General features: G+C 38.3%; 12 protein-coding genes. 6 read left to right on the top strand and 6 right to left on the bottom strand.

Going from position 1 to position 15463, the window contains the following annotated elements:
* Positions 1-93: 93 nt before the first annotated feature.
* Positions 94-495: a response regulator gene (locus tag ACSHZO_RS14965; protein WP_298248223.1), complete on the bottom strand. Its 402-nt coding sequence runs from the start codon at positions 493-495 to the stop codon at positions 94-96.
* On the bottom strand, positions 482-3202 hold the full coding sequence (locus tag ACSHZO_RS14970; protein WP_298248224.1) for a PAS domain S-box protein: 2721 nt from the start codon (positions 3200-3202) through the stop codon (positions 482-484). Before ACSHZO_RS14970 ends, ACSHZO_RS14965 begins: the two co-directional genes overlap by 14 nt.
* Before the next feature lie 255 nt (positions 3203-3457).
* On the opposite strand from ACSHZO_RS14970, the gene ACSHZO_RS14975 reads away from it, so the two are divergent.
* From ACSHZO_RS14975 to ACSHZO_RS15000, 6 genes are all read left to right on the top strand, one after another.
* Positions 3458-4453 (top strand): alpha/beta hydrolase, encoded by a 996-nt coding sequence (locus tag ACSHZO_RS14975; protein ID WP_298248225.1) that lies wholly within the window; start codon positions 3458-3460, stop codon positions 4451-4453.
* A 103-nt stretch (positions 4454-4556) separates the two neighbouring features.
* Positions 4557-5111, top strand: a complete 555-nt coding sequence (gene pyrR / locus ACSHZO_RS14980; protein ID WP_298248226.1) for a bifunctional pyr operon transcriptional regulator/uracil phosphoribosyltransferase PyrR — start codon at positions 4557-4559, stop codon at positions 5109-5111.
* Positions 5104-6036, top strand: a complete 933-nt coding sequence (locus ACSHZO_RS14985) for an aspartate carbamoyltransferase catalytic subunit (protein ID WP_298248227.1) — start codon at positions 5104-5106, stop codon at positions 6034-6036. Before pyrR ends, ACSHZO_RS14985 begins: the two co-directional genes overlap by 8 nt.
* 8 nt (positions 6037-6044) lie before the next feature.
* A complete protein-coding gene (locus tag ACSHZO_RS14990) occupies positions 6045-6377 on the top strand; it encodes a ribonuclease Z (protein ID WP_298248228.1) in 333 nt (110 codons plus the stop codon).
* Between the two features lie 2 nt (positions 6378-6379).
* Complete coding sequence (locus ACSHZO_RS14995; RefSeq protein WP_298248229.1) at positions 6380-7303, top strand: ribonuclease Z; 924 nt, start codon at positions 6380-6382, stop codon at positions 7301-7303.
* Between the two features lie 173 nt (positions 7304-7476).
* On the top strand, positions 7477-7983 hold the full coding sequence (locus tag ACSHZO_RS15000; protein WP_298248230.1) for a CAP domain-containing protein: 507 nt from the start codon (positions 7477-7479) through the stop codon (positions 7981-7983).
* A gap of 101 nt (positions 7984-8084) precedes the next feature.
* On the opposite strand, the gene ACSHZO_RS15005 is transcribed toward ACSHZO_RS15000, so the two are convergent.
* The 4 genes from ACSHZO_RS15005 to ACSHZO_RS15020 all read right to left on the bottom strand — a co-directional run.
* On the bottom strand, positions 8085-9563 hold the full coding sequence (locus ACSHZO_RS15005; RefSeq protein WP_298248231.1) for a S41 family peptidase: 1479 nt from the start codon (positions 9561-9563) through the stop codon (positions 8085-8087).
* A 391-nt stretch (positions 9564-9954) separates the two neighbouring features.
* A complete protein-coding gene (locus tag ACSHZO_RS15010) occupies positions 9955-11829 on the bottom strand; it encodes an OmpA family protein (protein ID WP_298248232.1) in 1875 nt (624 codons plus the stop codon).
* Positions 11830-11845: 16 nt separating this feature from the next.
* On the bottom strand, positions 11846-12742 hold the full coding sequence (locus ACSHZO_RS15015) for a PorP/SprF family type IX secretion system membrane protein (protein ID WP_298248233.1): 897 nt from the start codon (positions 12740-12742) through the stop codon (positions 11846-11848).
* Between the two features lie 12 nt (positions 12743-12754).
* A partial coding sequence (locus tag ACSHZO_RS15020) for an HYR domain-containing protein (RefSeq protein ID WP_298248234.1) occupies positions 12755-15463 on the bottom strand: 2709 nt, incomplete at its 5' end.

Below are 15463 nucleotides of genomic sequence, written 5' to 3' on the forward strand. Positions count from 1 at the left end.
CTACCGAAATTAATCTAATCTGAAACATTTTATCTGATCCATTCTTTTCTTAAAGATTCTAGATTCTATTCCACAAAATTTTCTATCAAAGGTTCAGTTCTTCTGAAAGTTATCCATTAGTTCCATGAGTTGATCTGCTTTAATTGGTTTGATCAAATAATTATCCACTTCACCATAACTCTTTGCCCTTTCTACATCATCCGGGTCTACTGAAGAAGTCACTATATAAATAATAACCTTTTTTGAACTTGGAACTTTTATGAATTCATCCAGAAATTGCCATCCATCCATAATAGGCATATTCAGGTCCAGTAAAATAATATCCGGAACTGACTCATTGGATTCTATGATAGGACGTAATTTGGTGATTGCTTCTTCACCATTTTTAAATACCATAATACTTTCGGCAAAATTTGCCATTTCCATGATCCTTTTTGTTCCGTAGATGAAAATTGGATCGTCATCTATGATACAGGCTATATCAACTTTTATCATAATTTTTTAAATAGATTGAGAAGGTGGTTCCTTGTCCAGGTGCACTTTGGACCTGAACTTTACCTTGCAGGGCTTCAATTTGATTTTTCGTAATAAATAACCCAATTCCTCTGGAATCTTTATGTTTATGAAAGGTTTTGTACATTCCAAACAGCTTTCTTCCGTGCTTTTTGAGATCTATACCAAGGCCGTTATCTTCAATGTCAATTCGTACAAATCCATCTCCCAATACATTGGCGCTTAATTTTATAAATGCATCTCTTTCCGAAGAACTGTACTTAACAGCATTGGTCATAAAGTTGAGAAGAATACTATCTATATATGCCGGTACACCTAAAACATGGATATCTTCTGCAATGTTATTATATATATCAACATTTTGTCTGGCAGCAATGGCCGTAATAGAATGAGTAATATTTTCTACGCTTTTACATAGATTCACAGCACCCAAATTCTCTTCAACGGCAGTATTGATCAGGGTGACTTCGTTAAGATGTTCAATAGTTTCCGATAGATTTCCCGATGCATTGTTTAGATGTGAGAAGATTTCATTCTTTTTTAATTCTGGATAGTCACGCATCGCCAGATCCAGTAGCATCCCAATGTTACTGGAATGAGATCTTAAATTGTGAGAAACTATATGAGCAAAGTTTTTGAGTCTGGCATTCTGCTCCTGGGTGATGGTCATTACGCTGGAAAGTTCTTCTTCAACTATCTTCAGGTTTGTAATATCGATAGCCATAAAAAGGTATCCTGTATTCTCACCGTTATCTGAAATTGAAGTAATTGCCAGTTGCACAGGAAATTCTGTACCGTCTTTTCGAACATAAGTCCAGTCCTTATTTTTCAAATTTTTGCTGTTTGAAATCTTATTCAGGAACTGTGGAAGATCATAGTTTTCGTAATCACTGAAGAGGTTTTTGGAGAAGGATTCAAGTTCTTTAGAAACGTGAATAGCAGTAACGTTCAATTGCTGAGAGACTTCAGTTTGGGTGTACCCAAGCATCCTCTCAGCTCCTTTGTTGAATGATTCTATGCGCCCTTCAGAATCTGTTGAAATGATACTAACGTGGGTACTTGCATTGAAGATGCCTTCCAGTTTGTTTAAAGTTGATCGCAGTTTTTCTGAAGCGATCTTTTCTTTAGTGATATCAGTTATTTGAGAAACAAAATGTAAAGGTCTGCCTTTATGATCCCGAACCAGTGATACGGCAAGTTTGATGAATACGATCGATCCGTTCTTATGGAAATACCTTTTTTCCATATGATAAAATTCGCGTTGCCCGGCAACCAGCTCATTTAGTAGATTTAAGTCGCTATTTAAATCGTCTGGATGGGTAATATCCTGAAATGTTAGTTTCCTGAGCTCTTCTTCGGTATAGCCTATAATATTACAAAGACTTTTGTTTACACTTAGCCAGTTACCGTTTATATCCAGAATTGCCATCCCAATGGCGGCATGTTCAAAACTGCCACGAAATGTTTGCTCACTAATACGCAACTTCTTTTCTGCCTGAAGCCGGTGATTAATATTATGCATGGCTACTACCGCTCCATCCAGGTTGCCATCATGATCGAAAAGCTGAACACCATTTACCGAAACTGTAATTTCTTCTCCGCGAACTGGTCGTATTCTAATGACTTCATTAGCGATTGACCCGTTATTGAATGCTTTGATAAGTGGTATTTCGTGCTGTTCCAGAGCTCGCGTGCCATCGGCATTGTACAAGCCGTAATGCATGGAAAGTTCTTCTTTAGGAACAGGTTTAGCTGGTAGGCCATGCCAATCTTTAGTTGCCTTGTTGAATAATGTAAGATTACCCTTAGCATCACAGGCTACGATCCCTACTTCAACGCTTTCCAGAACTTTTTCCATTAGTTCCTGCTTTCGGTGGTTTTCAGCCTCACTATTCTTAATATCAGTAATATCTGCGGTATGCATGATGATACCTCCAATTCGATTTTCAGAATTATACCAGGGTCTTACCTCCCAGGTGATCCAGTTTTTTGAGCCATCTGCACGAACAAAACATTCTTCATCCATGCTGTGTATCGCACCGCTAAGACATTCCTGATGTATTTTCTTCCAATCCTCTCCAATTTCAGGAAAGATCTCGTAATGTGATTTTCCAACCACATCGATATTTTCAATATGATAGTCCTTTAACCAGCGTTTTGAAACAGCAATATATTTTAGATCATTATCGAACATGGCTATTGCAGAAGGAGCCTGTTCTATAAACAACCTTTTGAGTTCAAACCTTTTTTTCATCTGGCTGATCTCCTCGCTGCTCGTTCCACCAGCTATATTATCAGACAATTGCTGAATAACATTCTGCTTCTGTTCTTCCAGAGCAAAGATGAGTGCACCGTCAGGTAACTGAATAACCTTATAAGAAAACTTTCTGAAGTGACCTCTGGATGTTTTGAGTCTTATTTGACCGGACTTCTCGGGATCCTGTTTAATTTTTAAAATTAACTCTTTCCAGTTCGAAAACTTAAGATATTCCTCGGCTTTGCTTTTTTTCAGTATATGTGATGGAGGAGCGAATCCCAGGTATCGCAAGATTTGAATATTGAGCCAGATGTAATCTGGTTCTTCCGGTTTATATATCAAAAATCCATGCAAGCCATACTTTTGAACAAATTCAAAAACATGAGGTTCTTGCATAATTAATGAGATTTCATGTTCTCTCACGTTCTGCATAGGTCATAGATTGTAATAGATTGGGGGAATCCATTACTGCAATTAAGATATTTTCTTCGGTTTAAGCAACAGTAAACTTTTAAAAAGCACGAATTTTGGTATTAATTGGTTGATTCAGGTTAAACTTATATTTGGTTCATATTGCAGTATACCGTCTGGAATTCGAAAGAATAACAGTTCTTACTGATCATATTTAGGATAGATTTAGCTCAGGTCTAAGCGAAGAGGTTAGTCAAATTTCAGTAATATTGAAGCATGAAAAACAGATATTGGATTGTGCTTGTTCTCGTGGCGGTTCTCGTAGTCACTTACTTTACCGGACCAGTTCCCGAGGAACCTGAATACGATCTACAGCTTCCTAAAATAGCTTCCAGTCTAACCGAACTGGAAGATCCTATTAACGATAGCGAATCTATAAAGCCAACACGTAAGAATAACCAGGCTCGCATAGAATGGTATGGAGAAACACCTGGCAAAACAGAATATAGCATCATTTATCTCCATGGTTTTGCAGGTAGTTATAGAGATGGTTATCCAGTAAATAAAAATATTGCTAAGAAATTAAATGCAAATATTTACTATGCTCGCTGGGCAGGTCACGGTCTTGAGCCTCAGGCAAGTCTGGATGATTTTAACGGAGAGAATGCCTGGAAATCTGCAAAGGAAGCTTTAGCCATAGGTAAACAGATTGGAGAAAAGGTGATTATAATGAGTACATCTACTGGCGGAACTTTGGCGTTTAAGCTTGCTGCTGAATATCCTGAGGACGTTTATGCACTCATTAATATGGGGCCAAATCTCGAGGATGATCAACCTGGTACTTTTGTGCTGAGTACTCCGTGGGGTTACGAGATTGCGAGCTTAATAAATTTTGGGGACAACAGGAAAATTGAGCATGAACAACGAATCGCTACCCAGTACTGGGATACGATTTATCCATCCCGGGCTCTCGTAGATCTTCAGGTTCTCGTCGAAACCACAATGATACCGGAGACTTTTAAGAAGGTGCATTGTCCTGTATTGACCCTATATTATCATAAGAACTTTATCCAGGAAGATGAACATGTAGAGGTAGATATCTATGAAAATATTCATAAATTACTGAGTACTCCAGACTCAATGGTAGTTTTGAAACCACTGGCCACCCCGGAAACCCATTTCGTAGGAAGTGATATCAAATCGAAGGATACCGAGATCGTTGAGAAAGCCATTGAAGAATTTCTAAGAAATAAACTGGATATAAATATTTAATGAATAGTTTTCAGCAGTGAAATGATAAAACGATCAGACTAAAGTTTAGTAAAAGATCAATCCAAAAAAAGCCTTACTTTTGTTTTAATCTACAACCAGTTTTATGAGCCGCAAAGTTCTTTTAGACTCAAATCAACTTGATATCATTCTTCACAGGTTGGCCTGTCAATTAGTAGAAAAGCATACAAATTTCGAAGATACCGTACTTATAGGAATTCAGCCTCGTGGAATATATGTTGCTGAAAGGATTATCAGCATTTTGAAAGATGAGTATGGATTGGATCATTTGAAAACTGGTCAGCTTGATATTACTTTTTACCGCGATGACTTCAGAAGAGGAGAGAAACCTCTGGAAGCGAATAAGACTAGAATAGATTTTGTAGTAGAGGATAAGAATGTAATTTTTATTGACGATGTTCTTTATACCGGCCGAAGCATAAGAGCGGCGTTGACCGCTATCCAATCCTTCGGAAGACCGCTCGAAATTGAATTATTAAGCTTGATAGACAGGCGGTTCAGCAGACATTTACCAATTCAGCCAGATTACACCGGAAGACAGGTAGATGCTATCAATGATGAGAAAGTGAAAGTAAGCTGGAAAGAACAGGATGGAGAAGATGCGGTTTATTTAATTGCAAAAGACTTGGATCATGAGTAGTGAATTAAGTGTAGATCACTTATTGGGAATCAAATATCTTCAGCAGGAGGATATAGAATTAATATTTAAGACGGCAGATCATTTTAAGGAAGTGATCAACAGACCAATCAAAAAAGTTCCTTCTTTAAGAGATATTACCATCGCGAACCTCTTTTTTGAAAATAGTACACGAACCAGACTTTCTTTTGAACTAGCGGAAAAAAGGCTTAGTGCAGATGTTATAAATTTTTCTGCAGCTTCCTCTTCAGTAAATAAAGGTGAAACTCTAATTGATACCGTAAATAATATCCTTTCAATGAAAGTTGATATGGTGGTTATGAGACATCCCAACCCCGGCGCTGGAATATTTCTTTCAAGACACGTAAACGCCAGTATTATTAATGCCGGAGACGGGGCGCATGAGCATCCTACCCAGGCCTTGCTTGATTCGTACTCTATTCGAGAGAAGCTTGGTGATGTAAGCGGCAAAAAAGTTGTGATCGTGGGAGATATTCTTCACAGTCGGGTAGCCCTTTCCAATATTTTCGCATTGAAACTTCAGGGCGCGGAAGTCAAAGTGTGTGGGCCCAAAACCTTGCTGCCAAAGCATATTGAATCTCTGGGTGTAAAGGTTGAACCGAATCTGAAAAAAGCTCTGGAATGGTGCGATGTAGCCAACATGTTGCGCGTGCAAAATGAACGCATGGATATTAGTTACTTTCCAAGTACCCGGGAATATGTAAAACAATTCGGGTTGAATAAAAAATTGCTGGATAGTCTCAATAAAGAAATTGTAATCATGCACCCCGGACCAATAAACAGGGGAGTGGAGATCACCAGCGACGTGGCAGATTCTGAACATGCGATCATACTTGATCAAGTGCAAAATGGGGTTGCGGTGAGAATGGCTGTAATTTATTTGCTCGCATCCAAAATCAAACAATAAAAGAAATTATGAAAAGAACCGAAAAGGAGAATTATATACTTATCTCTGCTGAAAATGCAGAACTCACAGACTTTACGAGTCAGTTAACCAAGCATCATCAGGATTTTGAGTCTTCAAACATCATTGTGGATTTAAGTAAGCATAAGGATTTAGAAAACCAGCAACTGCTGGCTTTTTTAGAGGTTTCCAATTTACATACAGAATCAAAGAAAAGTTTTGTGATCGTTAATGATGCATTGGGAATAGATGAATTACCGGAAGAATTAATCGTAGTCCCAACATTGCAGGAAGCAGAGGACATGATACAGATGGACGAGATTCAGCGTGATCTTGGATTTTAAAAATGGGTAACAGCCAGTTAAAAATTACGATCCTTGGCTGTTATGCCGCTACTCCCAGAAGTTTCACTAATCCAACTTCACAAGTTCTGGAGATTAAAAATCATCTTTTTCTTATTGATTGTGGTGAAGGCACTCAGGTTGCCCTGCGTAAAAATAAAATTAAGTTCTCCAGGATCAAACATATATTTATCTCGCATCTTCACGGTGATCATGTCTTTGGACTGGTAGGACTTGTTTCTACATTTTCTTTACTAAACCGGGAATCTGAACTTCATATTCATGGACCCAAAGGCATCAAAAAGTTTATTACAGTACAACTTCAATTAAGCGGAGCCTGGACTAAATACCCATTAATTTTCCATGAACTGAGTTCCAGGGAATCTGAGGTTGTTTTGGAAGATGAAGATGTTACAGTGAGCACTATTCCTTTGAAACATAGAGTCTATACCAATGGATTCTTATTTAAAGAAAAAATAGGTGATCGAAAGCTACTTATAGATGAAGCCCAGCAAAGAAACATTCATTATACGCTATTTAAAAGTTTAAAAAAGGGCAAGGATGTCACTTCGGAAGATGGCATCCTGGTAAAAAACAATTTGGTCACAGAAGATCCTGCAGCACCTCTATCCTATGCTTTTTGTAGTGATACGATGTATAATTCTGAAATGGTTCCATTGATCCAGGAAGTGACTGCTCTTTATCATGAATCAACCTTTCTCGAAAGCGAAGCCGCACTCGCTGCTCCTACTAAGCATAGCACCGCTAAACAAGCTGCTGAAATTGCTAAATCTGCCCGAGTAGGTAAGCTCATTCTTGGTCACTATTCTACTCGCTATGGCGATATTAATAAATTTAAAGAGGAAGCATTTACTATTTTTACAAATGTAATTTTAGGCGACGACGGACAGGAAATAGTCGTTGAATAACACATTAATATTTCTTCCAATAGTTCTTTAATTGACATATCTCCAGATAATTAGCTGTAAATTCCTACAGTTTATGTTAAAATATTGATATAATTAGTCGTATTTAAAGTGACTGATGTTTTTCATCGATATAATATGTACATTTATCATCCCAATCTAAATGAACCTCTATTATGACGAAATTTTATTCACCCGGACTAATCTTGATTTTATGTACTCTGTTTCTTACATCTTGTTCTAAGGACAATTCTGGAGATGATGTAACCGGGTATGATCAAACTGTAACCAGTCGTGCTTCTTATGAATACAGCGCCCTGGAAGTTGAGATTTTAGAAGATCTTAATATTTACAGAAAAGCTAATGGGTTGAGTGAATTACTGCCGCTAGCTGAAGGTTCAGTTGAATCTGAAGATCATAATTACTATATGATAGATGCAGGTGCAGTTAGTCATGATAACTTTTCTGATAGAGCTTCCTATTTGATGAATGCAGTAGGTGCGAGCAAGGTAGGAGAAAATGTAGGTTATGGATATAGAACTTCTGAAGCAGTAATTAATGCATGGCTAAAGAGTAGAGGGCACAAAGACAACATTGAAGGGAATTATACTCATTTTGGAATTTCTGTTAGACAGGATGCTGAAGGGAAAAATTATTTCACGAACATATTTGTAAAAAAATAGAATAATACATACACCCCCCAAATCTAAAAGGGAACAGGCTAGAGGCTGTTCCCTTTTTTATTATCTCAATAAAATTTTAGCTACAATAAATCAAAATTCAACTATTGAATCACAGCTGGAATACGATCGATATACATTTCCTGAAAGTCGGCTTTATTCATCCCGCTTTCACCAAGAAGCTCAATTTCCATCCTGTTTACTCTTGACTTGGAAATACTGGATCGTCCCAGAATGCTATTGATGGCAACTTCCAGAAGAGGTTCTGAAGGTTCGCCAAGAACTCCAAGATTATTTAGATCCTCTATATACTCTACATCCGGTTGTAATCCATTAATGTAATCTGAATTACCATCTACATTAATCGATTTGAATACTAATGGCTGCATAGCATACGTATGGTTTTCACTAGCACCTTCTCTTGTGTAGTCATCGCTATCGTAGAGAGTTACTGAAGCCTGGAATTTTCCTACCGTACGATCTCCTATCTGGTTCACGGTAATATATGGATCAAGGCCGTTGATGATAAGTTCGCTGGCAGATGCACTGGATCTTGATGTTAGTATATAAACTTCAGATAAATTTAAGCTGTTTATCGATGAACCACTTCTAACATTTCTATCAAATCTATTTAATAAAGCTTCAGGATTCTGAGCTTCATAGTAGGTTTGATATTTATCGTTCCACTGTTCCTTCATAAAAATCTCGCCTTCAAATTGTCCGGTGATCATACTGGCCAGATCAACAGCCGATTCTACAGAACCACCACCATTGTACCTTAGATCTACCACCAAGTCTGTAACACCATTTGCCTGAAATTCTGCGAATGCTGCATTGAGATCATCATCGAAGCTTGCCGTAAAGCTATTGTACATCAGGTAGCCGATTTTTCTACCATCTATATTCAGCGTTTTAGCAATATATACCGGGTTTTCGGTATATGTATCATCAGTTAGATTTACAACCTGATCTGTTACAATGATCTGGTTGTCCTGCACGTAAGCTGCATTAATACTAAAACTATCCTGACCTATAAGTTCCATGAAATTTGAAGAGGTCAATTGCTGACCATCAATTTCAGTGAAAACAGTACCACGGGTCAAACCTGCTTCGTCTGCAGATGTTCCAGGCAATACATATCGTATAAAACCGAATACAAAATCTGAATTAGAGATCTGCCCAATACCATACTGGATACCAGTAGCTCCACTCATTCCTTCAAATCTTTCCTCAAGTTCATTATAATCATCAGTTATAAAGCTAAATCTGTCAAAATCTGCAGTTAGATCATCAAAGAGAGATTCTGGTGAAGAAGCATCTACCAGAAATTCTGTTTTTTCCGTAGATGATGAGAAGTAATTATCTGCAAGTTCCGGCACATCCTCCTTATATAAATAGATCTCGTTTAAACCATTATATACAAAACTTTCTACCTCTATCGCTTCGTGTACAGGTTCTTCGTTCTCATCGATAACATTCTCGGGAAGATTGGGGTTTCTTTCAGTAGGTGTTACCTCTTTCTCGCAGGAAGCAAGGATTCCAAAGCTAAAAAGAAATATCACTAATTTACTTTTTATATTCATGTGTTTCATTCTTATGTTGGTACAAGTTGTAAAACTCACTAATTGTGCCAATATCGTCCATTAATCTTTACGAATATTAATGAAATACGGTTCAATTTTAGACTCCAGATAATAAAATGACTAATGAGTAGGATGAGATTCTACCTAGGAGAATAAAAATAGTGATTTAATGGGGCTTGATACTTTAGGAAATAAGTTCAACAAGCGTTAAATACCTTCCATGATAGAACTTTTTATCTAAATGTTTTAATTGAAACCTATAAAATCGAAAAAGGTTCAGGCTAGAGGCTGAACCTTTTTCTTTTCAAATCGATTTGTTGGGGTCGATTTATTTATCATATCAACCTTTGTCGATACCCCAGCTTCGATTCTGGTAGGGTCTTAAAATATCTTATTCTTGTTCTTTCATTTCAACAACACTAAACATAGATCGTCTGTTTAGTTGATGATCTTTTTCTGAACATCTGTCACAGTCTATAGCCGGTTTATTCTCACCATATCCTTTGTATTCCTGAATTCTATTTTCGGCTATACCATTAGCAACCAGGTAGTCGAAGGTTGACTTAGCTCTACGTTCGGCCAGTTTTACGTTATAAGCATCTGTCCCTCTACGATCTGTATGAGAACCAATTGCTATTACAAGTTCTGGATACTCATCCTGCATTAGTGCTACAAGTTTATCCAGTTCTTGTGCGGCATCTGGTCTAATATTCGATTTGTCGAAATCAAAATATATATTGTCAATTTCAGCCAGGTATTCAACATCTTTAATAGGGTTTAGCTGAATATCATATTTTAAGGTATCAGTTTCATCAGTCTCTCTCGTATCTATCGTTCCATTGAAAGTTTCGTATTTGATCTCTTTGGCTTCCACTGGAAATTCTAAATCCCGGTCAATTTGAGTTTCGTAATAACCATCCTCATTTGTTTCGAGAAATGCAAGTTCCTCACCATTTTCATCCATGATCCTCACAGTTGCAGAACTTATTGGATTTCCATTTACAGCGTCAGATACTATACCTGCAACCACTAAAGGGTTCATCTTATTAAAAACGAAAATATTGTCATCATCTCCTTCGCGGTTACTTGAGATATAACCTTCCTTGGAATCTTCAACCTGGAAATAAGCGAAGTCATCAAGACTACTATTAATGGTCTCTCCTAAATTCTCTACAGTATCACTATCTTCTTCTAATCTGAAGATATCGAACAAACCTAATCCGGCATGTCCATTAGAAGAGAAATAAAGAGTACCATCGGTATCCATAAACGGGAAGGTCTCATCAAATTCTGTATTTACCGGAGCTCCAAGGTTTTCTGCAGGCCCATATGTGTTATCTTCATTGATCGTTACTTTATAGATATCTGTTCCGCCATTGCCATTAGGCATATCTGAAGTAAAATATAGTGTTTTGCCGTCTCGAGATAGTGAAGGGTGACCAATGGAATATTCATTGCTGTTGAAAGGTAATTCCTTTACATCTATCCATGAACCATTGGAACTGGTAGCTGAATATAATTTCAAGTGATTCGTTTTATCCTTATCTCTTTTTCCTTCTTTATTTCCGAGGTAATTATTTCTGGTAAAATATATAGTACTGCCATCTGGAGAAACTACTGCTGGACCGTCGTGAAGTGTCGTATTTATATCACCTTGAACACCCATAATGTTCCCTGTTTCTGAATCCATCACATAAATATTCAGAAATGGTTCACCGTTCCAGCTATACGTTTTCTCTTTTACATCTACATCCTGAGCTCTGGCGGAAACAAAATAGATCGTTCCATCCATCTCGAATACTCCAAAATCACTGACTTCAGAATTAAAATCTGCTTGCTGAAGTTTGTAAGTTGCCATACTCTTATATTCATCCTTATTCAGCATGGTTTGTATTCCATCAGAATTTCTTCCTGTTTCGAGGTAACGTTTTAAGAAAGTTCTGGACTCATCGTATCGCTTCACTCCACGAAGAGCCTGTGCATATTTGTAGTAATATTCTGGAGAGATGGTAGTGTCTTCAATAACGTCTCCATAATAGAAAACGGCATTTTCCGGACTACGTAGCATCATATAGGCATCACCCAGGCGAGTAGAGTTATAAGTAACATTGTAGTCATCTTCTATAAGTTCTTTATAAACTTCAGTAGCTTCAAGATAAGCGAAGTTTTTGTAAAGCCTGTCTGCTTTTTTTTGTTTTCCACTTTGAGCCTGCATCCCAAGGGAACAGATAAAGATAGAAAGGAAAAATATGTAGTAGTTTTTCATAATCTATAGACTTTAGTTAGAAGAAACGTGGAGATTTATATCTGGTATTTTTAAATCTGAATTCGTAAATAAGAATGAATTCATGAGAGCCTGAAGTATATGGCTGAATATCAGACACAGAGTATTCATAGGCATAACCCGCTCTGAAGCCTGGAAACAACTGTACATCCAGAAAAGCTCCAATGGCATCATCTATTCTATAATTTGCTCCCAGATAAAACTTTTCATCAAAAATTGCCGTAGCAGTCAAATCTACTGAAAGCGGTGCTCCCTGAGTGGCCTTTACCAGGGTAGAAGGACGTAGTTTCAGGTTGTCACTAAGATCAAACACATATCCGGCAGTTAGGTAATAGTGTACCTGCTCCAATGCTCTAAACTCTTCCAGCTCATTATTGTCTTTATTGATCAATTTAGGTGCAGACAATCCAACATACCAGTTCTGAGCTGATAGATATGCTCCAGCGCCAAAGTTTGGTGTCCACCTGTTAAAATCATCCGCAAAGAATGGATCTGTTCCAATCGTTGGATCATCAAGTCCATAGTAATAAGCACCAGCTTTAAGGCCCAGTCGAAGAGAAACATCTGCACTAAGATCTACTCTATAGGAAAAGTCACCATACACAAAGGTTGTGTTTTCGTCCCCAATCTTATCATTGATGACTGAAAGCCCTAAACCGATCTTATCATTTCGCAATGGAGAATTGATGGACAAGGTCTGGGTTACCGGTGCTCCATCTACGCCAACCCATTGATTACGGTTAAGGGCAGTAATGGAGAATCCGTCTCTGCTACCAGCATATGCCGGGTTGATGGAAACCGTGTTATACATGTATTGAGTAAACTGAGGGAGCTGCTGCGAAAATCCTGGGGCCGCAGCAAATAGCATTAATATAATTAGATAAACTTTTTTCATGGTTTCCCTTTTTTATTTAGTTCCTAAGTAAATATAACCTTGAATTGGTTCGAAGTTACCTTCTCTTATTTCCAGAACATAAAAGTATGTTCCTGATGGCAATTGATTTGAGCTTGTGAATGACGAGTCGGAGTATCCATCCCAGTTATTCTGGTAGTTTTTAGCATCGAAAACCTTGGCACCCCATCTATTAAATATCTTAAGATCGTATGTGAATCCACATGCAATATCCGTGTCGATAGTAAAGAAATCGTTGATGTTATCACCATTCGGAGTTACTGCTTTAGAGATGCTATCTCTTACATCTTGAACACTACAGTCCAAAACAACACAGTCATCGTTGATCATTACGGTTACGAATGTACTTTGAGGACAGTTCCCCTCGATTTGCAATTCGAAAGTATAGGTTCCAAGTTCCAGAGATCCCGGAGTAATAAATCTGTTATCCAGCGCACCTGTGTTATCGGTATCAATCCAGTTTCCAACATCTTCATTATCTGCAATTAGATCAAAAAGATTGAAAGCTGAATCATCGATACAAAGATCAACCACTCCATTATCGATTAGTACAATATCTTCAGCAACTGGTTCTGCCAGCACGATCGTAGTAAGATCAGATAGTTGACCAAACTCATCCTGAGCAACCACATCATAGGTTCCCGGACTTAAGTTTGTAAATACTCCGTTCGCCTGGTAGGTTTCACCATCTATGCTATAAGTTAATCCATTTTGAACATCTACCGTGATCGTTCCAGTTGGTTCTGAACAGCTCGGTTGTACCACATCTACTTCAGGAGCAGCCGGTGGAGCAGGAGTAGGTTCTTCTTCAACGGTCACTGTAAAGCTACATTCTGAAGTATTTCCAGAAGCATCAGTCGCTTCAAAAGTGATCGTGGTCACACCTAGAGGAAACTCTTCACCTGAAGCAATTCCACTAGTCATAGTGATGGTCTCTCCAGAACAGTTATCGGTCGTTTGAGCCATATTGTACTCTACAATGCTGCTTTCTATTCCGAAGCCAACTGTCACTGTGATATTCTCAGGACACTCGACAACAGGAGCTTGATTATCTATCACCATTACAGTGAAAGTAGAAGTGGCGGTATTTCCGTTATTATCGGTCGCGGTGTAAGTCACAGTTGTAGTTCCTACCGGAAACTCACTTCCGGATTCCATACCTTCAGTCAAAGTAACTTCGGCTAATTCGCAATTATCTGTAGCAGTAGGAGCTTCATAGGTTACAACAGCACCACATATTCCGGTATCATTGTTTACAGTGATATTCTCTAAGGCTTCAAGTTCCGGTGCCTGATCATCGGTAACAGTAATATCGAATGAACATTCAGAAGTATTTCCTGCAGCATCGGTAACAGTAAATGTTACAGTTGTTGTTCCTACAGGGAAGGTTTCTCCTGAAGCCAGGCCAGCAGTTTGAGATACCGTAAATTCTCCAGAATTATCAGATCCCTGAGGTGTGTTAAATTCAACGACAGCACCACAAATATCCTCATCATTGCTTATTTCGATATCATCCTGGCAAACGATCGTTGGATCTTCGTTGTCTTCAACCGTTACAGTAAAGCTACACTCTGAAGTATTTCCAGCAGCATCGGTAGCAGTAAAGGTTACCGTGGTAGTTCCAATTTCGAACTGAGATCCGGAAACAGGACCTCCAGTTTGCTCTACAGTGACTGAACAATTATCTGTAGCAGTAGCATCTGCAAAGTTTACGATCGCAAAGGATTCTCCAGTTGCTGTTCCAACAGTCATGTTTTCAGGACAGCTAATTGCCGGAGCTTCATTATCTACTACAGTTACTGTAAAGCTTTCTGTAGTTGTATTACCAGAAACATCGGTTACAGTATAAGTAACGGTCGTAGTTCCAACCGGGAACTCAGATCCTGAAGTTAGACCTTCGGTCACTTCCACAGATTCCAGTTTACAATTATCGGTTGCTCCAATCATTCCGAAATTAACAACAGCACCACATATTCCAGCGTCATTATTTAAGGTAATATCATTCATTTCTTCCACTACAGGAGCTTCAGAATCTGTTACGATCACATCGAAGCTACAGAAGCTGGTATTTCCAGCAGCATCAGTTGCTGTAAAGCTTACGGTGGTAGTTCCAACCGGGAATACTTCTCCGGAAGCAGGACCAGAAGTTTGCTCGATCGTTGCATTTCCTGAATTATCAACTATTTCCGGTAAGCTGAATTCTACAACGGCTTCACAAATTCCAGGATCATTCTCCTGGTTAAGAGTATCCGGACAGGCGATCTCAGGTCCTTCAGTATCATTTACGAAAACGATTACCGTAGCCGTATCTGTTCCACCATTATTGTCTGATATAGTATATGTGAAGGTATCTTCACCTGTAAAGCTCTCGTTTGGAGAATAAGTTACCGTTCCATCCTGATTTATTACTACTGAACCGTTCTCCGGATTTGTAGTATTAATCACGGTCAGTTCGTCACCATCTATATCGGTGTCATTATCTAAAACTGTAATTGTTACCGGAACTTCCTGATCTGTAGTGGCAGTATCATTATTCGCAACAGGTTCATCATTAACCGGTGTAATTGTAACAACTACAGTAGCGGTATCTGTTCCACCGTTACCATCAGAGATTGTGTATTCAAAAGTATCAGTTCCGTTGAAGTTTTCATTCGGAGTATAAGTTACTGTTCCGTCAGTATTGATTACTGCAGTACCGTTTCC

The organism is Christiangramia sp. 3-2217-3z, from assembly GCF_051195275.1.
Lineage (GTDB): Bacteria > Bacteroidota > Bacteroidia > Flavobacteriales > Flavobacteriaceae > Christiangramia > Christiangramia marina.